The sequence below is a fragment of the Salinisphaera sp. SPP-AMP-43 genome (genome assembly GCF_049568105.1).
Lineage (GTDB): Bacteria > Pseudomonadota > Gammaproteobacteria > Nevskiales > Salinisphaeraceae > Salinisphaera.
This window is the reverse complement of the sequence record NZ_CP145335.1, coordinates 3,293,030-3,316,039: the sequence shown is the minus strand read 5'-3', so window position 1 is coordinate 3,316,039 and position 23,010 is coordinate 3,293,030. Positions and strand designations below refer to the sequence as shown.

Annotated in this window: 18 protein-coding genes; 5 read left to right on the top strand and 13 right to left on the bottom strand. The window is 59.7% G+C overall.

All coding sequences use genetic code 11. The features are described from left to right. Positions 1-346 precede the first annotated feature (346 nt). The gene (locus V5738_RS14200) at positions 347-2,200 is read left to right on the top strand and encodes a monovalent cation:proton antiporter family protein (RefSeq protein WP_423821469.1); all 1,854 of its coding nucleotides are present in this window, start codon (positions 347-349) and stop codon (positions 2,198-2,200) included. A gap of 81 nt (positions 2,201-2,281) precedes the next feature. Next, the gene (locus V5738_RS14195; protein WP_423821468.1) at positions 2,282-3,388 is read left to right on the top strand and encodes a DUF1615 domain-containing protein; all 1,107 of its coding nucleotides are present in this window, start codon (positions 2,282-2,284) and stop codon (positions 3,386-3,388) included. Between the two features lie 319 nt (positions 3,389-3,707). Here the strand turns inward: V5738_RS14195 and V5738_RS14190 are convergent, their stop codons facing one another. From V5738_RS14190 to V5738_RS14180, 3 genes are all read right to left on the bottom strand, one after another. Next, positions 3,708-4,178, bottom strand: coding sequence for a DUF3429 domain-containing protein (locus V5738_RS14190; RefSeq protein WP_423821467.1), 471 nt, complete (start codon positions 4,176-4,178; stop codon positions 3,708-3,710). 254 nt (positions 4,179-4,432) lie between these two features. Then, positions 4,433-4,693 (bottom strand): hypothetical protein, encoded by a 261-nt coding sequence (locus V5738_RS14185; protein ID WP_423821466.1) that lies wholly within the window; start codon positions 4,691-4,693, stop codon positions 4,433-4,435. Between the two features lie 272 nt (positions 4,694-4,965). After that, positions 4,966-6,135, bottom strand: a complete 1,170-nt coding sequence (locus tag V5738_RS14180) for a hypothetical protein (protein ID WP_423821465.1) — start codon at positions 6,133-6,135, stop codon at positions 4,966-4,968. An 826-nt stretch (positions 6,136-6,961) separates the two neighbouring features. Between V5738_RS14180 and V5738_RS14175 the strand changes: the two genes are divergently transcribed. Beyond that, positions 6,962-8,077: a hypothetical protein gene (locus V5738_RS14175; RefSeq protein ID WP_423821464.1), complete on the top strand. Its 1,116-nt coding sequence runs from the start codon at positions 6,962-6,964 to the stop codon at positions 8,075-8,077. Between the two features lie 147 nt (positions 8,078-8,224). Here the strand turns inward: V5738_RS14175 and V5738_RS14170 are convergent, their stop codons facing one another. The 4 genes from V5738_RS14170 to V5738_RS14155 form a co-directional block, all read right to left on the bottom strand. Next, entirely contained in the window at positions 8,225-8,692 is a 468-nt protein-coding gene (locus V5738_RS14170; RefSeq protein WP_423821463.1) for a DUF2501 domain-containing protein, read from the bottom strand. 261 nt (positions 8,693-8,953) lie between these two features. Beyond that, the gene (locus tag V5738_RS14165; RefSeq protein WP_423821462.1) at positions 8,954-9,631 is read right to left on the bottom strand and encodes a VC0807 family protein; all 678 of its coding nucleotides are present in this window, start codon (positions 9,629-9,631) and stop codon (positions 8,954-8,956) included. A 443-nt stretch (positions 9,632-10,074) separates the two neighbouring features. Continuing rightward, positions 10,075-10,803, bottom strand: a complete 729-nt coding sequence (locus tag V5738_RS14160; RefSeq protein ID WP_423821461.1) for a PEP-CTERM sorting domain-containing protein — start codon at positions 10,801-10,803, stop codon at positions 10,075-10,077. Positions 10,804-11,647: 844 nt separating this feature from the next. Further along, positions 11,648-12,229: a hypothetical protein gene (locus V5738_RS14155; protein ID WP_423824242.1), complete on the bottom strand. Its 582-nt coding sequence runs from the start codon at positions 12,227-12,229 to the stop codon at positions 11,648-11,650. Here V5738_RS14155 and V5738_RS14150 point away from each other — a divergent pair. Further along, complete coding sequence (locus tag V5738_RS14150) at positions 12,156-12,485, top strand: DUF2076 family protein (protein ID WP_423821460.1); 330 nt, start codon at positions 12,156-12,158, stop codon at positions 12,483-12,485. The two genes, V5738_RS14155 and V5738_RS14150, sit on opposite strands and share 74 nt — an antisense overlap. Positions 12,486-12,757: 272 nt before the next feature. On the opposite strand, the gene V5738_RS14145 is transcribed toward V5738_RS14150, so the two are convergent. From V5738_RS14145 to V5738_RS14120, 6 genes are all read right to left on the bottom strand, one after another. Continuing rightward, positions 12,758-13,315, bottom strand: a complete 558-nt coding sequence (locus V5738_RS14145) for a lipocalin family protein (protein ID WP_423821459.1) — start codon at positions 13,313-13,315, stop codon at positions 12,758-12,760. A gap of 101 nt (positions 13,316-13,416) precedes the next feature. Further along, the gene (locus V5738_RS14140) at positions 13,417-14,349 is read right to left on the bottom strand and encodes a mechanosensitive ion channel family protein (RefSeq protein WP_423821458.1); all 933 of its coding nucleotides are present in this window, start codon (positions 14,347-14,349) and stop codon (positions 13,417-13,419) included. A gap of 1,091 nt (positions 14,350-15,440) precedes the next feature. Continuing rightward, positions 15,441-16,115 (bottom strand): YceH family protein, encoded by a 675-nt coding sequence (locus tag V5738_RS14135; RefSeq protein WP_423821457.1) that lies wholly within the window; start codon positions 16,113-16,115, stop codon positions 15,441-15,443. 93 nt (positions 16,116-16,208) lie between these two features. Beyond that, positions 16,209-18,170, bottom strand: coding sequence for a hypothetical protein (locus V5738_RS14130; protein WP_423821456.1), 1,962 nt, complete (start codon positions 18,168-18,170; stop codon positions 16,209-16,211). A 771-nt stretch (positions 18,171-18,941) separates the two neighbouring features. Next, complete coding sequence (gene sbcB / locus V5738_RS14125) at positions 18,942-20,384, bottom strand: exodeoxyribonuclease I (protein ID WP_423821455.1); 1,443 nt, start codon at positions 20,382-20,384, stop codon at positions 18,942-18,944. After that, a complete protein-coding gene (locus tag V5738_RS14120; protein ID WP_423821454.1) occupies positions 20,384-22,282 on the bottom strand; it encodes an ATP-binding cassette domain-containing protein in 1,899 nt (632 codons plus the stop codon). The genes sbcB and V5738_RS14120 overlap by 1 nt, the downstream gene beginning before the upstream one ends. Before the next feature lie 424 nt (positions 22,283-22,706). Here V5738_RS14120 and V5738_RS14115 point away from each other — a divergent pair, with 424 nt between their 5' ends. Beyond that, positions 22,707-22,997: a hypothetical protein gene (locus tag V5738_RS14115; protein ID WP_423821453.1), complete on the top strand. Its 291-nt coding sequence runs from the start codon at positions 22,707-22,709 to the stop codon at positions 22,995-22,997. Positions 22,998-23,010: the final 13 nt, after the last annotated feature.

The window sequence follows — 23,010 nt, the reverse complement described above, 5'->3', positions numbered from 1 at the left end:
GGCAATATCCGAGCCATGGCCTTGGGCGTTGCTGTCGGTTTTGGGTTGGGCGGTGCGGCGGCGTTGATAATGCGTGCGACCGATGGGCGCGCCGGGGCGGATGATAGCGCCTAATGCCTTGGTGGCTGCGGAGTTTTCGAGGGTTATAGACCGGCGGATCGACGCAGGCTAGGAACGCATGCGTAGGCGAACGATCAACGGATACACGCGCCATTTTTGCCACCCTGGGCCGGACATTGACCAAGTGCGGGCGGTTTCGATTGGGCCGGCTGCCGCAATGCGGTTTTCCCGAGCCGTCGCGATCAGTACAGTCGCGTAATCCGCAGGCCGCCGATCAACGAGGGATATGGCCTCTTCGCATATTTCGTTCGTGCCACTACTGGTCGTGATCGCGCTGAGTTTCGCGGTGCCGGTGGTGTTGTCGCCGGTTCGGCGCATTGGTATTCCGGTCGTGGTGGGCGAGATCATTGCGGGTATGCTGGTCGGCGACAGTGGGCTGGGGCTGGTCACCGAAGATTTCGTGCTCAAAGTGCTGTCGGTGTTCGGCTTTGCCTATTTGATGTTCCTCTCCGGGCTGGAAATCGATTTTTCCGGGCTGTCGCCGCGCCGCGGGCTTCGGGCCAGTCATGCCTGGGATCGCTGGCGGCGCAATCCGATCGCGATCGGCTGTGTGTCGTTCATTCTGACCGCGCTGTGTTCGCTGCTCGCTGGCCTGTATATGCAGTACGCCGGCTGGGTGGCACAGCCCTGGCTGATGGCGCTGATTCTGTCGACGACTTCGCTGGGCGTGGTCGCGCCGGTGCTCAAGGAGCGGGGGCTGATCAGCAATGCCTATGGTCAGGCGCTGCTGGTATCGGCTTTGATCGCGGATATGGTGACGATCCTGCTGGTCAGCGGCTATGCCATGCTGCGCGCGGGGGCGACTTCGGATCTGCTGCTGATCATGGTGCTGTTGCTGGCGTTTCTGGCGGCCTATCGGCTAGCGGCGCGTTTTCGGACCCATCTGCCGGCCCAGCGGCTGATGCAGGCGCTGTCGACCGCGACCTCGCAGATCCGGGTACGCGGCTCGTTGGCTCTGGCACTGGTGTTCATTGCGCTAGCCGAGTCGTTGGGGATCGAAAACATTCTCGGGGCGTTTCTGGCCGGTATGATCGTGTCATTGCTGTCGGGGCACGAAAGCCCGGTACTGCGCGAAAAACTGGATGCGATCGGCTACGGTTTCTTCATCCCGATCTTTTTCATCATGGTCGGGGTCAAGTTCGACCTGCCGGCGCTGCTCAGCTCGAACTCGCCCTGGGCGACTGTTGGTGTGCTGGTGGCGATGGCTTTTTTGGTCAAGCTGGTCGGGGCGCTGGTGTTCCGGCTGGCCTTTGGCTGGAGAGAGACTGCTGGTGCGGCCACGCTGCTGTCGGCGCGGTTGTCGTTGATCATCGCGGTATCGGCGATCGGGGTCGAGATCGGCGTGATCTCCCCGGCGTTGAATGCGGCCATCATTCTGGTCGCGATCATCAGCTGCCTCGGAGCGCCGATTGCCTTCACCCGTCTGGCGCCGCCGCAGTATCAGACCGGTCGTTCGATTTTGGTGGTCGGCCACGATCGGGAGGCGGCCCGCTTTGCCGAGCGGCTGCGCCAGAACGGACGCGATGTCGTGGTCGTTGATCAGATCCCGCATGGCGAGCACGGCGCGCCGCCGACCCGGAATCGGCTCAGCGAATGCCTGCGGGCAGCGGGTATAGAGCAGGCCGACACGGTGATCGCCATGGCTGATACCGACGCCGACAATCTGCAGATTTGTCGCGTGGCGCGCGACGTGCATGCACTGCGGACCACGCTGGCCTGGGTACGCGATCCCGGCTTGAACGCCGATTTTCGGGCCGCCGGCGTACGGGTGGTGAACCCGGCCTATGCCAAGATGCTGCTGCTGGAAGTCATGGCTCTAGGACATGGCGGTCTAGAGGCCGATGCCCAGGAAGGTGAGGAACAGGAACTGCGAGTGGTCAAGCTGCAAAATCCGCTTCTCGCCAAGCGCGAGTTACGTCGGCTGGGACTGGGCGAGAGTGTGCGGGTGCTGCGGGTCGAGCGCCGCGGCGCCATGCTCGAGCCAGAGCCGTCCGTGCTTCTGGACGTCAACGACACGCTGACATTGAGCGGCGAACGCGACGACGTCGATGTGGCAGCCCGCTGGCTGGCGCGCCGATGAGGCCGGCCGAGCTGAACACCTAGTGCAATTCATATCGCCGCGTGGGCCGTTGCCCGGTCGCGGTTGCGACCGGATAGCGACATGAGGATTGGGAATCGATTTTGTAGCGTGCTGATGGCCGGGGGGCTGGCGCTGCTGGCTGGATGTGCGCATTGGCGGCCGCCGGCCGAGCCCGCGCAGTCGCCGCAGGTCGTCAAGCATCAAATCGAGAGTTTGCTGCCTGCAGAGGCTGGCGATCGCCGTGGATGGGCCCAGGATATTTATACCGCTTTTGTGGCCCAGGATATCGACCCCAGCAAGAGCCATATCTGTTCGACGTTGGCAGTGGTCGGCCAGGAATCGACTTTCGATGCCGATCCCGAAGTGCCGAATCTGGCGTCCATCGCGCGCCGCGAGATCGACCGTCGGGCGTTCAAGGCGCATGTGCCGCATTTCCTGGTCGAGACAGCTCTGGGGCTCGAGTCTTCGACCGGTGAGACCTACAAACAACGGCTTGCTCATGTCACGACCGAGCGCGAGCTCAGCGAGCTGTTTCAGGATTTCGTTGCCCAGGTGCCGCTCGGTCGCCGACTGTTCGGATCGTTCAATCCGGTGCATACCGGCGGCCCAATGCAGGTGGATGTGGCCTTCGCCGAGGCCCACGACGCCGATTATCCCTATGCGGTGGAGGGCTCGATCCGCGACGAAGTGTTTCGTCGCCGTGGCGGGCTGTATTTCGGCATCCTGCATTTATTTGGATATACGGTCGACTATCCCTCGCCGCTCTATCGCTTTGCCGATTACAACGCCGGCTGGTTTGCCAGCCGCAACGCCGCTTTTCAGAATGCGGTTGCCGAGCTGACCGGCCGAGATCTGGCGCTCGACGGCGATTTGCTCATCCATGGCAGCAGCGCGGTCAGCCAAACCGAGCGGGCGACGCGCATGCTCGCCAAGCGTATCGACCAGGACGACAACGATATCCATGCAGCCCTGCGCCAAGGGCAGAGCGCCGATTTTGCCGATACATCAGTCTATCGCCGTGTATTCGTACTGGCCGATCAGCAGGCAGGCGAGCGCGTGCCGCGGGCGGTGTTGCCGGGTATCGAGCTAGAGAGCCCGAAAATCACTCGTGATTTGACTACGGCCTGGTTTGCCAAGCGGGTCGAGTCGCGCTGGCAGGATTGTATGGCGCGTGGCCGATCGGGCTAGGGCGTGTCGAGGCTTTGTCCGAGCGCTGCGTCGGCATCCGCCTCGTCGTGTACTGCAAGGCACGCCCAGCCATGTCGCGGCCTGTTCGCCCAGACACGGCACGTCGCAGGACGCGATGGGCGGCCCAAGTTGGGCCCAACCTAGCCTGTCCAGCGCCCATCAACGAACGATAGGACGGCAATGCCGCGTGATAGTGCCCACGTGGCGTGGTCGCTAAGACTTGCCGCATAACAGCGTTTGGCGCGACTCCCACGAGGCATCAATAAGCCTAGGTCGAGCGACGATACCGTCTATGGATGAGGCGCCCGCTCGATCGCAGTTATAGCGTGCTCGTCCAGAGTGATAAGAAAACCGACAGCATCGATACTGTCGCCAGCCCCATTTGCGGCGGCCGTAGTGCACGAAAGAAATCCGGTACTTCGCCCCGAAAGGCTGCCCTTGGATCGAGCAAGGCGATGCTCGCAAAGCCGATTGCAGCCACGGCTACTGACACCCCGGAATAGGGGCTGAGCAGCACGACCAGGCCAAGGCCGAACAGCCAGAACATGGTGATGATCTGGGCTGGGTGCGGGCCGCCTTCGGTAAAAAAACTCAAGCCGCGTCGAACGCCGGCGAGAAAGAAAAACAGGATGGCCGACCAGAGAATGGCGGCTTCGACCAGCAGCATGAATCCGCCGGCCTGGACGAACCATACGCCGATCGCCGCAATGACGAGCGGCGCGATCGGAAGATAGCCGAGAATCACGCTGAGCTTGGGAATCGATGCGGGTGTCGACCGCCAATACATCATAAGAGCTCCGAAACGGATGTCTTGACCCGACCGGTTTGAGCTGGATATGGCCAATACATGCGTCGAACGGTTACTGGCGGCATTCTAGCTTAGGCGAAGCACGGGCCAGGCTGTGCCGGGTTTAAAACGATTCGACGAATAAACCAAGCTATCGTAGCCAGTAATCGTTCTGACTGTGCGAATCTCTAGCGATCAGCGGCCTCGGGCCAGCCAATCATCGTCCCGACACTCTACGTGACGCGATACAACATTGGCTAACACAACTTGGTAAAAGCTTCGTAGGGCCACTGTTTGATAGACAGGACATAAATAGAAGCATCTGGATCGTAATCGGCGGCCGGCACGATATCGAGCCAATGGCTGGAGACTTCTTCGGCCGTGCCACCTGCCAACGCGCCATGCCCGCCGGTCAGGTTCTTGCCGACATAAAACGCAGGGCTAGCCGCTGCCGCGGTGGCGAGGCAGAGCAAAGCCAAGCTGGCGACCAGACAAAAACTCGAATACCCGTCATCCACGGCTCGCCGTTCGCACCCAGCTGTCGCCAGCGCGGCGCATCGTCGAACATGTTGGATATCACATTAGGGTGCGTAGGCCAGCTTGCGTCGAACCGGCCTGCGATCCAGAGCGGACACAACGGTTGGTGCCTCTAGTAGCACGGTAGCGGCAGGGCAGGGCTATCGATCCCCTTAGCGGGATGCGATCGGTTCGAGCGCGGCCAATCGAGCTGGGCGGCCATCATTCGGATGGCCGCCCGTAAAACCGGCCTGAGCAGCCGGTACCGGAAGAATTAACCTTGTTCCGGCTCCATCGCGAAACGCAGCACAGCAGCCACGCCGCTATCGCTCGGCATACGATCGCTCGGCAGGAAGCGAACCGTACCGTCGAAGCGAACCACATATTTGGCGATGGCGTCGAGCACGTCGTCGGTATGGGCATCACCGGCGGTGCCGTATTCGACACGACCACTCTCGCCGTCGACGCTGCCTTCGATACGGGCGTCTTCGTCAATCAGAACCGTTTCGATCTGGCCGATCGTCGCGGAGTAGGCGACCTGCTCAAGATCGGTTTCGCCTTCGCTATGCGCATGGCGCTCATTGAAGCGTTCGATCAGGGCGTCGATGTCGGTCCGGGTGGCCTGTTCGGCGATTTCCCAGGCGCCTTCGCCTAGGCGGCTTTGCCGGATTTCTTCGAACGGCTCCCGTTCCAGGCCGGCTTCGAGCAAATTCGGATTGCCGCTGACTTCGCGGAATAGTCCCTGATGCTCGGAAACCATTGCCAGAATCAGCGGCTTATTGGTCCGGCCGTTGTGGTGATCGCGGATCGCCTGATCGACCGCCTGGAAGTACTGTTTGAGATCGGTACTGTCGTTCCCGCTGCGATCGAAATCCTTGCGGTTGGCCGATGTCTCGGTCTTGCCGAGGGCTTCGCCCATATCCTTCGGTACATCGCTGTGTAGGTCGACTTCAGAGACGAAGTCGCGGTTGGCATCGTACAACGCCACATCCTGCAGACTGACGCATAGGATTTGATAGCGCATCCAGTTCGAAGTCTCGCGCAGTGCCGGACGCAGGTGGAAGGAGTCGGCCACGATGCCCAGTGCTTCGTCCGGGCTGCGCATCATGCGCCGCACAATGAAGCGCTCTGGCGAGACGAACACGGCCAGACCATACTGCTGATGCGTCCAGAACTCCTCGGTAGAGCCGACCGACTCGAGCTGATCGATGATCTGGCTGCGGACATACTTATCCATGTCGCGCTGATCCAGGGCCTGGCCGACCTTCTTGATCTGATCCTTGTAGAGAATCCGATTTTCTTCGCGATAGTTGGTTACCGGCGAAGTCGGCACGTAGATCGATACACAGGGCGATTCCTCGGCCAGGAGGAGCGAATTAATGTCGCCCCAGTCGAGCATCGGCGCTTTCGTTTCCTGGTTATCGTTATCTTGGTCAGAACTCATAGCGATTGATCAGACTCCAGCTGAATAAGGTCTTATGTTCGGTGTTGTGTCACTTCGTGACGGCTCGGGTTGAATTTTTCAATCCTGGCGCCGGGCGATACGCCGATCGTGCTCGCGGCCGGGTTGGTCTTGCGAACCCGATGGGGCGCTGCCTTGATCGGCCTGAGCGACGGCCGGTCAAGCTATACGGTGGCCACGGCAGAACGCGCAATGGTGCCGGTTCCGTACGCCCTGGCGCGATCGGTACTTATCCTTAAGGGGAATTTGCTAGGGCGTGGCGGTGGGTCGTGCATGGCCGCGCCATGGGGTTGGGCTGCACACCAAGCCGACGCGCGCGGCTGCGCTGGATGGAGCAACCGACGTGGTGTCGAAGGTCAGGCCCCATATCGCGTCTGGCGCCGTGGCTTACCTTGATCGAGTGCGAACCCCATCGGCGGTTTGCACTTTGCCGGCTATGATCTGCTCTGGCAACGCAATACTCGGTGAAATATCCACACAGGTTAGCTAACGCGCGGTTGAGATAAACGAATCCTATATCGCTCGTTATATTTATAAATATATTTTACGTAATGCCATTGTTGGTATGGGCTCATTATAATTAAAGTTTTTTTACAATAATTTTAGCCTGGCCTTGCGGTTGGGGGGCCAAATATGGCGCCGTGAAAGTCTGACTTGATGGGGCAGATTCTTGTTCCTGCAGACGACGTTGGTCGACTGGACGGCAGGTCTTGGTTCGGGCAAAAATTAAAACTGCCCATCCTGATTTCGAGGCGTGTCGCCACGGTAGTTGCTTTAAGCGCGACCATGCTGGCGCCGAATAAATGTCATGGCGGATATCCTTTCCGGCCGCGATATGGCCTACAGTGAGGCCGCGTCGGGCTCGCTATCGTTATCGAGGGGAGAGCGTATCGGCTGGTGGGTCGCTGCCTGTTTGGCCAGCACGCTCATGACGGGCCTACAGATAACAGCGACCGCCCCGTTCAAACTCGCGAGTTTTGAACGGCTGATCCAGTTTCAAGCCAACGAACCGTTCCAGTGTCGAGTTTTGGTGCCAGCGCTGGCTGCCGGCCTGCAGCATCTAGCCCCACTGGGAACAACACTGATCTTTGCGGCGATCGAATGGTTGTTCTGGCTTCTGCTGATCGTCGTTGCTCATCGGGCGCTCGTGTCGTGTCACATCGGCTGTAGCGAACTCGCCCGGCGGATGTTGGCGCTGACCATTCTGGTACCGATGGGCGTGCAGTTGCTGGTGCCCGATCTGCATATCAAATCCGGTGCCGGCTGGGTCGATGGCCTGTTGGAACTTGGCCAGTGGCGGATCTGGCCACTGTTCTATTACCCCTACGATCTGCCGGCTGCGGTATTCACGCTCGGACTGGTTCTGCTTTTATTGCGGTTGCGTCGTGCGCCGTCCCGGCGTGATCTGGCGGTATTTGCGTTGATTTTCGTTCTGGCAACTCTGAATCGTGAGACTACGATATTTTTGTTGCCCTGTATGGTGCTGTTGCTATGGCGGCAGTGGCCACCGGGGCGTGTGGTGCAGCTGCTGATCAGTTTGGTGGTGCTATTTCTGGCGATCGAGCTGCCGTTATACTGGCTGTTCGGTGACTTGCCGAACCCGAACCGGCGCATCATGGCCACGCAGTACGAAACTCATTTGCTTGAGAATCTCGGATTTTTTACCAGTCCTTTTTACACGGCCTGGTTCTTAACTCGCTTTGCAGGCGGATTGGCCTTAATCGTACTGTTCTGGTGGCGATGGGTCGGCGGGCCGCTTCGGCTGGTGCTGATCGGTTACGCCTTGCCTTTGTTTTTGTTCGGACTATGGGTTGGGCGTTTGCCCGAGCATCGTATTTTCGCCGAGATCGTGCCTTTGGTTTGGCTGAGCGCGCTCTATGCTATCCATGCTCGGCTGGAGCCATCGAATGCGATCCGGGGCTAGCGCCTCGAGGGCGCTGATGCTTGGCCGGTTATTGATCGCTGTTTAGCCGTACGCCGGTTCATCATGAGGCAGGGCCGGGTTGTCGCGGTTTGCGATATGACCGGCCCACGCGAGCCATCGACCCGCTAGTGCCTGCCGCCTGTCTTGTTAACTGCCTAGAAACGATGAGACCGCGCGGTTGGCCACGGCACTACAGATGCGCTGCCCAATCTGTTCCTTGACGCCAGCCAGGCTGAAGGTTTGTCCTGAATTGCTGCTTAGAAGGCCTTTCAGGCCTTGCTCGTAGGACGAGCTGTGCTCGGCTTGTTGTGGCCCGCCCAGACGAGAAAGCAGCTTGTTCTTGACCTGCTCGGAGGCGCTCGCGGCATAGCCCTGTTTCTGGCAATAGCCCAGTACGCCGGCAGCGTTCTGCATATTGCCAAGACTCAACGACCCGGTGCTCATCTGGGTGAGCAGGGCCGTGGGGCCGCTGGGCTTCTGGTTCGAGGTTTGCGACTGGGAGTTCAGCGCTTGCCCGGCGCTTTGCTTCAGGTCGTCAAAACCGGAGGCGCCGGCCGCAGATGAAACCAGGGCTGCGGCCAAGGCGGTAGTGGCTGCCAATGATCGAAATGTCATGGACGCTCCTATCGGCGATTGAAATCGAACTGCGAACGCCAACGCGTTCTGCCGGTGGCATCTCAGCATACAAGCTTGGCCTCCAGGCGAGGCCAACGCGGTCTTCGAAGGGCGGTACAACCCGCCCAAGTGGCCGCGTATATCGGGGCTGTTCTTTATAGGGCCACGCCGAAGGCGCGACAATGAAAGGCAGTACCGCGCACAACCCGGGTTAGGGCTCGCATGGTTAAGGCTTGGGTGGAAGGCCTCGGCGCGAGCACGTCAGACGCCCGAGCTGGCGTCGTCGGTAACCTCGGTATCCGAGCGGCTTTTGAGACGCCGTACGTAAATAATTGTCAGTCCGGCGAGTGCGGCCATGATCGCAAACTGTACAAACGGCGAAATCAGCAGAAACCGCGAAATACTCAGCGTCTCGGCCAGGACGGTACGTACCGCGGCTTCGACCAATAAGCCAGCCCCCCACAGGGCCGTGATCAGACGCATAGCGCGCCGAAACGAGGCGTTCTGCCAGCGCAGCTCGAAATACTCGTGCCCGCCTTCACCGACCATATCGTTCTGGCGCGCCAGATAGAAGATCAGTGGCCGCGGAAGTAACAGCGAGGCCAAAAAAACGACGCCGAAGACGCCGGTCAACAAAGACTCGCGGATCAGCAGCAGCCGTGCACTGCCACCCAGCGCAATTAACAACAGGCTCAAAGCGATACCGGATAACACGAGGGCCGCCATCGTATCGATGCGTCGACGTCGGATGACGCTGGCCACGCTCTGCAGCAAAGGCGGAATGGAAGAGCAGAGTAGGGCACCAAAGCGTGACATATGCGCTTCGAGCACGATGTAGATCACATAGGGAGCGATGATATTGACGACAATCGTCGCGGCAATACTCCACCGCCCAGACTGGCCGATGGCCGCGGATGGAGAGATTTCGCTGTCGGGCATCGGTTTCTCCTACCTGCAGCGGTCGTCGTAGAAGCCGCAGCAGCGAAGGCATCAGCTCAGGCGCTTGACGTACTACAGCGGTGTTGGACGAAGGTACGGTGTTTCAAGTGTGCTGCAAAGAGCAGGACTGCGATCAGACACAATCGGAGCCCTTCTTGCCCCGGGATGGGCCGAGCGGAAACACTCACAGTCACGAATTGAGTTGCTGATTGCACCCGTAGGGACAATGCTTTGCTGAGTCCTCGCAGGGCGACAAACAAAACGGCATCCGCAGTTGGCGGGGGCACAAAGTCCTGCGCGATTGAATCGTCGCGTAGCTTGGTCTCGCGGGCGTTATGTAAGGTCCGATACGATGAGTAACCGGTCGGGGCGCACCTTGTTTCAGACAAAAAAAAAACGCCGCCCCAAGGGGCGGCGTTTTTCTAGTGCTTAACCTGAATCGTTTAGCCGTTCTGGCGACGACGATAGGCTGCACCGAAGCCGATCAGGGCCAGACCCAGGCCCAGCAGGCTCAGGTCACTCGGCTCCGGAACTTCGGACGGGGAGGAGACATAGTGGGCATCGGCCGAGCCGGTGAATTCCATGTCGCCCGACGGGGACAGGCTGGTGTTGAACAGCAGATCGCTGAGACCGCCAGCACCGTTTTCGTAGGAGTCGTTATCGAAGATCGACGCCGCCGAGCCGCCGGTCACGCTGAGCAGGCCAACGGCCGTGTTCTGGGCTTGGTCGGTACCACCGTTGGTCAGGAAGCCTTCCAAGGTGTACTCCGAACCACGCTCAATGTCGGCTTCGGTGGTCAACCACGGATTCTCGCGGTCGCCGTTCACGTAGAAGTTCACGTAGCCACCGCTGAACCGCGCATTACCGGTGTTGTCATCGGCATCTTCCGGGAAGGTGATCTCTTCCAGGTTGAAGCCGCCGAACTCATAGGTCAGCTGGCAACCGGAGGTGCTGCAGAAGTCAGTGCTGCCGTCAACCGTGGTGATCAGGCCATCGCCGGTCAGCTCTTGGCCCGGCGTGGTTACAGTGTTCTCGGTGATCGTGCCGGCAAACGTGTGCGGGCCCGAGGTGGTCGGGAAGGTTACGCCGTCGATCGTGACGGCGAAAGCCGGTGCCGTGGCGATCAGCAGGCCGGTACCAGCGATAAGGGAGGCAACACTTTTAGTTTTCATGATCAGCGTCCTTGGTCTATATCCGTGTTGTATGTTTGACCATCAAGCCGAAGAGGAATCTCGACAGGAAGGTATATCTCAAGAAGCGTTCCAAGTTCGGCATAGATGCCGGTGGTTGTCGGTATAAGTTCTTGTAATTTTTTAATAAAAAACTTTTTTGAGTCTTCTGTGAAGAGTTTTTAGGACGGTTTTGGAAGGGGGGATATGGCCTCTATGTAAATTAAACCGACGCTAGTAGTCGAAAACAAAGACAATCCGTATGAGGGGTGTTAGGTAAACTGACGTATATTTTTAAGTTTATGATTTTAAGGTATTTTTATTTCATGGGTGGTCTCGGGCCAAAGCGTGACCGGTAGACGGACGCTCCTGCGAAGCCCAGGCGGTTCTGGCTACCCGGTCGAGCCAGCGCGTACGTGCCGTGATTCGAGGAGAGTCTTCGCGGATGCGGGGTCGCAGAAAATAGAGCTGGCATGCTCGCTCTGGCTGTTTAAGGCAAAGCCGGTGTTGGACCATGCGGCCGGCACCATATGGTGTCGCCCAAAAGATGATTCTGGCCTACGGCTGAACAACACCCGGTAATCGGGGGCCGCATCCAACGTAGAGCGTTGGCTTCCATGCTGCGATACATACCGGGCGCTCGACGCTGACTTGGCCATGCTTAATGTCCAATGGTCGTTAAACAAAGAAGAAAAAATGAGTGGGCGGCGGCTAACCGAGGGGAAGCCTGAATGCGTAGGCGGGTATGTTGTGTGTGGAAGCGCTCGGCGCGGCGTTGTCTAGGCCAAGCGGCAACCGCCACAGTCAAGGCGAGCACGGAAAACCGCGTAAGTTCGAGGCCCGTACGTCAATACTGTTGCCCGATGGGGGCGAACCTGGGTTGCACAGGGCGGTAGGGGCGAGGCTGCGAACGGCGGTGGACAGACATCCGTAGTACTTGCCGGATGAGTCGCGCGAATTCGCGCCAGCTGCGCACCGCCATGGCTGCGGTGGCGCGCTTTGAAAGGGATTCCATCCGTACCACGGCGATGACCACTGGCGAGACAAATACTTCGTATGGTTGAACTTTGGCCCGCGGAATCAGTATCAAGACTATCGCTAACTTAGGCCTGGCATTGGAGGCCGCTAAGGCGATCGAGAGATGCAGGATCAAGAAAAGCAACTTATCGATGGTTTGTTTGCCTGCTTGGGGCAGGCGGCGCAGCAGACTGGCACAAGCGATGAAGAGGTCGAGCGTTATATCTGCCAACAGATCCAAACGCAGCCGAATGCGCCTTACTCTCTGGTCCAGACAGTGCTTGTTCAGGAGGCTGCGCCCAAAAAATTTCAGGCTCGGGTTCAGGAGCTGGAAGCTCATGCCAGCGCCGCCGAGCACAAAAAGCACGAGCAGTGTCTTGACCGTTTTGTTTGGCGGGGGAAGTAGGAACACACCGTCGGCTCGTCATACAGCCTGGGCGCAAAGTGCGCCAGCGCTCTCGTATGCCGCCATGGCCGGTTCCAGATTCAGCTGCGGCGGACGTTTTCTTGGCGGCGCACTACAGACTGCGGTCGGTGTCGCTGGCGGGATGGCGCTGCCCGCTTTGCTTACCGGCCTGTTCGAGCATTCGCAATCGGAAGAGATCGCCGGGGGTTGTCAATTCGCCGGACGAGGCCTCGGGCGAGGCTCGTTTTGCGCCGGCTTCTAACGACATGTCAGCCGATAATCAGCAGACCGGGCCCGATGGCGAGGCCGGTTTTGAAGATAGCGATTGGGGAGGGGGCGACGATTTCATGTAAGAGGGGGTGTCCGGAAAGTCCACAACGCTCGCGCTACGTTATGGTCGTGATTAAAGGCGGCGCCGGGGTTTGGCTAACATGGCCTCGTCGCCGGCGTGGCCGTATCCAAGGCGATGGTTAGACAATATGGCCGTTACGAGTGGCCAATGCTGGCTCGAGGCCGCCCGGTCGCTGTGTCTGGTTAGGCATCGGTCTTGCGGTACGGCGCGCAAGCATGGCCTTGGTCGGGAAATACCAGCTCGTCGGTTGGAAAACCGAGTCCGGCCGCCTGCTCACGTAATGCTTGCCGGATTTGTGGTTCGAGATCTGGCGTGCGTGACAGAATCCAGAGATAGTCGCGATTTGGTCCAGCGATCAGAGCATGGCGGTAGCCATCATCCAGGGCCACAATGTTGTAGCCGGCATAAAAAGGCCCGAAAAAACTCACCTTGAAACGGCCTGTGTTGGCATTGTCGATGAAATAAGCCTTACCGACTGATTCGCTTGTTTCACCTTCGTCGAGGTCGACGCCGCGGTTAACCACGCGAACCCCGCCATCCTCGCGCCGGCTATAGCTCGCGGTTACACAGTCCAGGCCGCTTTCGAAATGATGATCCAGCCGCGCGATTTCGTACCAGCGGCCCAAATAGCGATCCAGTGCAAACGGCTGAACTGCGGTCGTGCCCTCGGGTAAGCGGACGCAACCACCGAGTCCGCTGGCAATGCAGCCCGCTGCGACGAAGCCGAGCCATCGGCACATGCGTATCACAAACCTCGACCAGATCATGCGAAGCAGTATAAATCGGCACCGATAACGGCAGTCCGTTGGCGATAGAGCATGGCCGAGCTCATCTATCCTGCTTAGGAGGCGTTTTCGTCGTCGCTTTCGGCCCGGTCAGCTGTGGCCGGGGTTTGGCGATGGCGGGTTGAGTCGGCCGATGTGATGTCACGGCGAGCGGCTGGCTGATCTGGCGCCATCTCGATCGTTCGATGCGGATAGGGGATGCCTATACCGGCCTCATCGAGCGCTTCTTTGACCGCGCGTTTCATATCGGCCTGGTAGACGAAGTAATCTTCGGCCGACACCCAGGCACGGACCAGAAAATCGACCGAGCTGTCGCCCAGATTGTTGACCTTGACCAACGGCTCGTTGGCGGTTTGGGTGCGTCCGTCATGCATGATCGTGTCGCGAATCACCCGCTCGGCCTGTTCGAGCGAAGCCTTGTAGCTTACGCCGAACATCCATTCGGCCTGGCGGTTCGGATAGACCGAATAATTGTGGATCGTATTACCCCAGACATCGGAATTGGGCACGATGATCTGCACATTGCCAATGGTCGCAAGCTCCGTGTAGTTGATCGAGATCTCTTGGACGGTACCCATCTCGCCATTGGCGACCTGCACGAAATCGCCTTCGGCGAATGGCCGAAACAGAATGATCATCACCCCCGAGGCCATGTTCGATAACGTGCCTTGCAAGGCCAGCCCGACCGCTAGACCGGCAGCACCGAGTGCGGCGATGATCGAGGTGGTTTGGATGCCGAAGGTGTTGAGTACGAACAGAAAGGTGAATCCGAGGATCACGTACCTCGCGATCGAGCCCAGAAACTTGAACAGCGTATTGTCGAGATCACTGCGGCCTTCTGCGATACGCCGTAATCGTCGGCTGGCCCAGCGTGCCACCGTGAGCCCGATCAGAAATATGACCAGCGCCAGCGCGACATTGCCGATCAGGCCGAGAATAGCGCTGAGGGTGACGTAATCAGACAGACTTTGGTCTTGCACGATATTCATCGTGAACAAGTTCGCAAAAAAAGTCCGCACGCTATCCCATGTGTGACGCAACGTTTCCATTCGCTCGTTTCCTCTACTTTTTATCTGGTATACAGCCAAGCGCAGCTTGGTTCATGTGCCGCTTCCTGATATAGCGACAGGCAAGCGTTGGAAGCATCGCTTTCGTGTAGTGCTGTCGACAATATCGTCTGAAAGTGCGATGTCGAGCAAACAGCCCCGTGCGTGGGACAGCGGACTGGCTAGCGCGCCAGCAATTATGAAGGCGTACCCGTGCCATGCATATGGTTTGCGGGCGATTGATCGTTGCCGATTCTGATCGACGAACAGAAGTCTGCCATGGCCACCTAAGCGCAACTCATGTATTTGAAAAACCATCAAGTAACGGCCAATTGGGCGGGCTAGCGTTGGCGTGTTGTATAAAAAATATGCAGGTTGATTTTTTTTAGGGGCGCAGTATGAATTTTTTAGACAAACTGAGCCTATCTCTGCTCGCCTTGGTTGTAATGCTAGGCGTATTGGGCATGGTGATTCGGCGTTGGCCTTGTCTTACTCTCTTACTCGTCTATCGCGGCCCCGTAAGGGCCTGACGCAACTGACGGCGCAGTCATAACGTGGTCAGAAGTTGGCAAGCGAGCATCGCAGGAGACTCTGGCGCAGCTTGGAATATCTGGCGCCGAGACCTCAGGGGCGCGCAACCCGCATAGCGCATCGCCATGCGACGAGAATGTGACGGATGTGCGTGTGACGGTACGGTTTCGGTCGCCAACGGCCGAAGGCTATATTGCTGATGATCAAAACGGCGCAGTCGAATACGAGAGGCGATGAGCCGGTTAGAACACCCGTGGCGTCGCCATCCGCCATCGGTATATCGTCAGCAGACGCTATACCGATGGCGGATGCCAGTATTCCGACACTTGGGTATACGTCAGATATACGAGCGGCCAAAGCGGTTGGGTACTGGCTGCAAGCCGTATGACATATGTGTGCGGGTGCCGACGGCACTTTCTACACTCAATAGCAGTTGGTTTGCCGAATTGAGAATGCAGAAGCTTGTTTATTAGGCAAGCCCCGGAGTTTTGGGGCGACTAATATTAGGCCTTGTGTTGCTCGTCGAGCTGTTCCCACAGTTCGGCATTTTCGGCTTCCAGCTCGGCAATTCGTTGCTCCAGTTCGGCAATCCGTTCCTTATCTGCTGATCGGCCCGGTCCGGCAGAGGCCGCCATCTCGGCATAGTTTGCCAGATCAACGGCTCCGCAAAGCTGGTGCATGAACTGGGCCTCTTTCCGGCCCTTGGCCCGCGGCAGCTCTACAAGTAGCGAGTGCTCGCCGGCATCTTCATCGACCCGTTCTCGAGCAGCGGCGGCAACCTCTTCGTTGGTTGCGAACTCGTGGAGACGGCCGGCCCGCGCGCGGAGTTCGCCTGGGGTCTGCGCACCGCGTAGCAGGAGCAGGGTCAGGATCGCGAACTGGGGCTTGGTGAGTCTGAGGTCGGCGAACTGGCCGGTGCCACACAGCCGCTGCTTGTATTTCTCGACCCCGCTTTTGAAGTTCTCGTCGATGTGCACGAGGCTACGCTGAGCGAGTGCTCGGGTGGCTCGCTGGACTTCGACCTTGGTCAGGGACATGACCGGTTCGCGGGCTGATTTCTGGTTGGCGGCGTTCGTGAGCGCGTTGAGAGTGAGCGGCATCTGATCGGGCGTGGTGATGGATTTCTCCATCAGACAGCCGATGAGGCGGGCTTCGACGTCGGTGAGTTTGGGTAGCATGACAACGGTGGTGTGATCCCCGGTCTCATGCTACCCAAAAAAAGTGGCGCTGCGTCGACGGTGTTTTTGCAAACGCGCTGTAACGCGTTGTCGTCAGTGGAATTCAGCGGCCCAACTTTCGTTGGCGATTTGGACCACGCCGTCGATGGCGTCGGCCGGCACAGCGGCCGGATTCCCCTGTTCGAGCCGGTCATAGTGGTAGACGAACAGGCGCGAGGCGAACTGGGCGAAGGGCAGACTGGCTTCGCCATAGCTTTCGCCGTGGCCGTGCACATCGGTATGGATGTCTTGGCCCCAATCCTGACCGCTGTCGTTGTTGGGGTTGAAGAAATAGACCCGCATTTCGCCATCCGGATCTAGCGCAACGCGGCGGATGGCGATGGCATGTCGACCGATGTAACGGGCGGCGCTATCGGTTGCGGCAATGCCGGCCGGCTGCGGATGGATGACCGGCACGCCGCCGTTGTAGGACGGGTGGTAGCTGGCGTAGAAGTCGCGGATGAAGCCGGGGTGGTCGTCGATCTTTTCGGTGCCGGCATTGATGACGCTGCGAAATCCTTGGCCGACCCACCAGCCATAGAATTCCGGGTGGATCCAGCGGTGCAGATCGTCATCGCGTTCGCCGCAGAGCCGGCCCATCTCGATGTAGATGCGATCGAGATGCGGCACCAGGATCAGCGATACCGGATCGACGTCGAGCGGGCGCTGCTTGGCCAGGCCCGCTTCCAGACCTTTCGAGGAAACGATCTCGCCTTCGAAACGTAGCAATACTTCGTTGTCACGGGCAGCCCAGGCGATGAGCTGCAGTAGATAGTCTGGGTCGTTATCTGCCCACATGGATACGCCGATCACCGACTGGCAAGTCGGGTTATTGCCTTGGCCGACACCCAGCGGTTGGCCCAACACGCTGAGGGTGCCGGCCAGCAGATAGACTCGGGCCGGATGCTCGGTGCCGAAAGCCGCAGCCAGGGTCGCCTCGGTTTCCGGCGACATGACCAAGCCGATTTGCCGCCACAGCCCAGAGGCGATCGGCGTGGAATAGAGTGTGCCGCGTTCCAGCAGGCAGGCTAGGCCATAAATCGACTGTGCGGTTTCGACAAAAATCGCCCGCTCGATGAGTGTATGCACGAGTTGTTCGTAGCAGTACAGCGCATCGGTGCCTGTGCTGCTCAAGCCCAGGGTGGTCGGAATCAGTGCGTGCCCGCCAGTATCGCCGGAGGCGACCAGATGGCGCAGATAGATCGAGTGGTAAACCGAAACCAGGCCAGTTTCGTGCATGGCTCGGGCGAAGCCTTCGGCCTCGGCCAGCAGTTCGTGGTAGTCGAAGGTCGCCAGGCGCTTGGCATACACCTCCACGCCCGGATCCTCAGAGCAGCCCGGGGTCGGTGCGAACAGGCAGTTGACCAGTTTTTCGGCCCCGGAGTTGTCGGTGTCCAAGCTGGGATCGAACAGACATTCGGCAATCTGGATGACCATTTCGCGCACATCGTCTACATCGATCGGGCGCTGGTCGAGAATGCGCCAGACTTCGGCGACCAAGCTATCGAGGATACTTTCGTAGCCCATCGCTTCGACTTCGAAGCGATACAGCGCGGCTACGATCGGCCCCAGGCTGAAGGGGCGCTCGCGGTCAGCCTCGCTGAGCTGGCCGGATAGCAGATCCAGATTCAGTGCCATCACCTGGGTGATGAATTGACTGGCATGCTCCGGGGTGATCCGCGAATGATGATAATCGCCGCATGCGACCGCCAACAGACGGAGCTGGCTCAAGGCTTCGATGACCGTAGTCTGGGCGTCGCCAGTGCGCAGCGAGAGCTTGGCGATGTCTGGCTGCAGAATGGCGGGTTCGTCCCAGTCGGTACCCTTGAACACGCCAGCCGACTCGAAGCGTCGAACACGTTCGTAGAGTGCGGCTGCGCCGTTGTCTTCGGCCAGAACCATGCCGGCCGCGGCCAGCACCTGGGCGTTGGAAGCGTTCGGGTCGCGTTGATGGGCTTGGCCCAAGGCCATCAGCGCTTGGTCAAACTGCGGCGTGCTCGGTGTGGTCGTGGACATGCATGACATCGGATCAAATGAAAATACGCCGGGCCCACGGTACGAGCCGCGATGGCAACGGCGGTTCGACACCATACACCGAATGGCCGAGGTTGCGGGTGGAGGCAAACCCTAGGGCAGGTTGAGGTGTCGTCCGAGCGCCGCGTCGCCGCCCCAAAATCGCGGCGGGCAAGGCGTGAGCCGTCGGTTCTGAGCGTGCCACTGGCAAAGCCCGTAACGAGGCCAGGCGTAATCTCGAACACATCTTTCGGGCCAATATCTGGTGGGCCGCAATCCAGCGTTGCCGCTCAATGAAGTAGCGCAACTACGCTGCACTCGCGGCGCTTCGGCTGGCAGCCCAACAGCCCCGGCACGAACTCGCAGGAAACCGCAACACGCCCTAGGGCGATGGGCAGACCATGGGGCCGACAAAGGTCAAGCCAGCGTGCAGGTTGGCTTTATAGTCCATGCCATACACCGACAAGCCAGACCCGGCTGACGGCGGGCTGTTACACGGGGCAGGGCATCAGTTGTGCACTGTCCTGACCCGTGGCGTTGCGAATTTTTATGCCGGGTCAGGCCCAAGTTCGTTTTTTTGAAAAACTGGGGACGGTGATTGCTACAGCACGATATTTTTAGGCACCACAGGGTGCCTAAAAAACGGCTTTGGCCTTGATCGGCGCTATGGCCTAGGGGCATGGCTCATAACGGCGATACGATATGGCGCCCTCTAATCGGATATGGTGAAAGGGCGCTGTCCAGCCCGATGCTCGAAGAAGCGCCTGACACAACCTAAAGCCGGCTGCGTAGCTTGTCGGCCCAGGCCTTGAGATCGAGCAGGAGTTGCAGGCGCTTCGGGTCGCCCTGGACGCGTTCCATTAGGGTCGAGATGACTTCGTCGTATTCGTCCAGTGTCAGGCCACCATCGGGGGCGAATTCAAGCCGTTTGGACAGCCAGTTGTGCCAGTCGTCGCGCTCGGCCTCAACCAGCGAGTCGGGGTAGTGCCGGGCCCGATAGCGAAACAGCAGTTCGTTGAGGCGATTGTCGCCGAATACGATGGCGCCGTCGGCCAGATCTTTGGGCGAGGTGCGGCGCACGCGATCGGCGAGCTTGCGGTCGGCGTCGGAAATGAAGCCGTCATAGAGGGCTGCTTCGGCGTCGCTCTCGGCATCGAAGGCACGGGCGTCGAACACCGCACTCGCCTTGGCTTCGACCTCGGCCAGATGATCGTAAATTGCCTTCCAGTGGCGCCGACACTGGTTGATATCGAGGTTCAGTCGGGCGGCTTCGTTGTCGCGCATCATCTCGAACGGCGCCAGCACTGGGCACTTGTTCACATGCACGCCCTTGAGCGCGACCCGCGGGGTATCCTCCGGCAAATCCTCGGTGGGCGTGAATATGCGATCGAAGATGTCTTCCGGCGACAACTCCAGCAGCGGCGCCGGGTCTACGCGCAGGTCGTAGACGATGATGCAGTTCTTGTTCGACGGATGCTGGGCGATCGGCATGACTGGCGACAGACAGCCGTTCTCGGCCGGGAATTTGGAGGAGACATGTAGTGCTGGTTTGCGGCTGTCCATGTCCAACAATTGGCGAGCGCTTGCCTTGTCGCGGTTGTTGACGACGTAGTCGAACAGCCGCGGCTGTTGGTCGCGGATCAGTTTCGCCAAATCGATGGTCGCATGGACGTCGGACAGGGCATCGTGGGCGCGTTCCTGGACCAGATGGTTCGCCGGGGCGAGCGCATCGAGCTTGAAGCTGGGCGCGCCATCGTCGCGTTTCGGCCACTCAATGCCGTCCGGGCGCAGCGCATAGGTCAGCCGCACCATATTGATGATGTCCCAGCGAGAGCAGCCGTTCTGCCACTCGCGGGCATACGGGTCGAAGAAGTTGCGCCACAGCGTATGCCGAGTGACTTCGTCGTCGAATTGCAGACTGTTGTAGCCGACGCTGCAGGTACCGGGCACGGCCATCTCGGCCACGATAGTGTCGATGAACTCGGGTTCGGGCACGCCATGCTCGAGCGCATACTGCGGCGTGATGCCAGTGATCAGCGTGGCCTCGGGGTGGCCGAGCATATCGCGCGGCGGCTGGCAGTAGAGCACGACCGGCTCGCCGATGATGTTGAAGTCGAGATCGGTACGAATGCCGGCGAACTGGGCCGGTTTATCGCGCTTGGGGTCGGTGCCGAACGTTTCGTAGTCGTGCCAGAAATAAGTTTGTGTCGACGCCATCAGGCCGCCCCGGCGGTCTGGAGCGCCTCGAGCGCTTCGGCGTTTTCCATCCATTCGGCCTCGGCCGCTTCGAGTTGCTTGCGCAGCCGGCCGGCCTCCTGCGACAACCGTGCTGACTCGGTCGGGTTGTTGTACACGCTGGGTTTGGCCAGCTCGGCTTCGGCGGCCTCGACCTTTTCGGTAAGTTTTTCCATATCGCTCTCGGCCTTCTTTACGGCCTTGCGCAACGGTTTTTCCTTCTCGCGCTGGGCCGCAGCATTACGGCGGCCGTCCGCGCCCGCCGCCCCGGCGGTAGTGGCTTTTTTGGTGTCGCTGCCCTCCCGGGCAGAGTTCTGGCGCGAGATCCATTTCGCGTAGTCGTCCAGATCGCCGTCGAACGGAGCTAGACTGCCGTCGTCGACCCGCCAGAGCTGGTCGCAGGTGGCATCGATCAAGTGCCGGTCATGGGCGATCATCACCACCGCACCAGAAAAGCCGGCCAGGGCGGTTTCCAGCGCATGGCGCATATCGAGATCGAGATGGTTGGTCGGCTCGTCGAGCAGCAATAGATTAGGCCGCGAGTGCACGACCAGCGCCAGTGCCAGACGGGCTTTCTCGCCGCCGGAAAATGGAGCGATCGGCTCCAGGGCTTTCTCGCCATGGAAATCGAAGCCACCGAGGAAATCCCGGATATGCTGTTCGGAAGCCTTCGGATCCTGGCGCTGTAGATGCTGGGCCGCACTGGCGGTATCGTCCAGCACCTCGAGCTGGTGCTGGGCGAAGTAGCCAACGTTGAGATATTTATCGCGCTGGACTTCGCCGCCGATCGGCGCCAGTTCGCCGGCCAGCAATTTCATGACCGTAGACTTGCCGGCGCCGTTACGGCCCAGGATCGCCAGCCGATCGCCTGGCACCAGCCGTAGCTTGATGTTGCGTACCAGGGGTGTATCGCCATAGCCGACATCGGCGTTGTCGGCCCGCAGCAGGGTATCGGGTAGCCGCTCGGGTTCGCGGAACTCGAAGGAAAACGGGGTATCCCAGTGTGCCGCCTCGACTTTTTCCATGCGCTCCATCTGCTTGAGCTTGGACTGGGCCTGGCTGGCCTTGGTCGCCTTGGCTCGAAAGCGATCGACGAAGTGCTGGAGCTGGGCGAGTTTTTTCTGCTGGTTTTCGTAGGCCGCCTGCTGCTGGGCCTTGGCTTCGGCGCGCATCGCCTCGAAACGCGAATAATTGCCGGTATACAGCGTGGCGCGTTTGTTTTCCAGATGCAGGGTATGGGTGACTAGCGCATCCAAGAAGTCGCGATCGTGCGAGATCACGACCAGCGTGGCCGGATGGGTGGCCAGATACTCCTGTAGCCAGAACACCGCATCCATGTCCAGATGGTTGGTCGGCTCGTCGAGCAGCAGCAGATCGCAGCGACGCATGAGGGCTGCGGCTAGGTTCAAGCGCATCCGCCAGCCGCCGGAGAAATCGTCCAATGGCGCTTCGTGGGTCGAAGGCGCAAAGCCCAAGCCGTGCATCAGCCGGGCCGCGCGGGCCCGGGCCGCATAGCCGTCGATTTCGGCCAGCCGGCCGTGCAGTTCGGCCATCACATTGCCGTCGCCCTCGGCTTCGGCTTTTTCGAGTTTGGCCTCGATGGCACGCAGTTCGGTATCGCCGTCCATGACGAATTCGATGGCCGGCTGAGCGCCGGCGGGCGAATGCTGGCGGACCGTGGCGATATCCAGATGCGGCGGGATCTCGACTTCGCCGGCATCCGGGCTGACTTCGCCGAGCATCATGGCCAGCAGGCTGGATTTGCCGGTGCCGTTCTGGCCGACGATGCCGACGCGCTGGCCAGCCTGGAACCGCAGGTCGACGTCTTCGAGTAGGACCCGTGGGCCGCGGCGGAGGGTGAGGTGCTTGAAAGCGATCATGCGCGCGATTGTAAAGGATCACCGGCCATGAACCGACCGTAAACTGTGATTGCCCGCTACTCGGCATATAGCCAGGCGTGGTTTTGTGCACAGCGGGTGGGAATACGGCGTGGCGGCTCGACCATGACCATGACGCCGAGCGCTATGCGGTTGCGCTGTTCCAGGTACGGCTGCGCGGGCGGCTGTTCGGCGCACTCATTGGGCAGGCTGGCCATCGGTCGGGCGACACAAGATTGGCTGATGCGAGCGTCTGACGCATGGCATACCGATGCGCACGGGCAAATCGAGGCTCGCCCGTAGGGACGCCGGCGAATTTTCGGCCGGCCATACACCATAGCTGACTGGCGTGACCTGTGTATTGCGGTCGTCGGGGCCAGGATCTAGTTTATTAAATAGAGAACGGGTTTATAGAAAGGGGAAAGCCATGGCGACTGAAGGACGATTTGGCGGCGCGTTGTACGCGATCGTGAGCCTGGTGTTGCTCGTGGTCGTCACATTACCGATCTACTGGATGCTGGTGGTCAGCGGCGCGCCATATGCGCTGTGCTACTGGGTGATGTCGTTTCTGATCAGCGGCGGCGTATATCTGGCGGTCTGTCTGTATCGAGAGCGTGAGATCGCAGTCAACGTGTTTCTAACGTTGACGTTGTGTTTTGCTACCGTCATGACACTCTTTTACGTGCTGACGGCCGGTACGCAAACGCTCACCAGCTAAAGCAGGCCGCGCC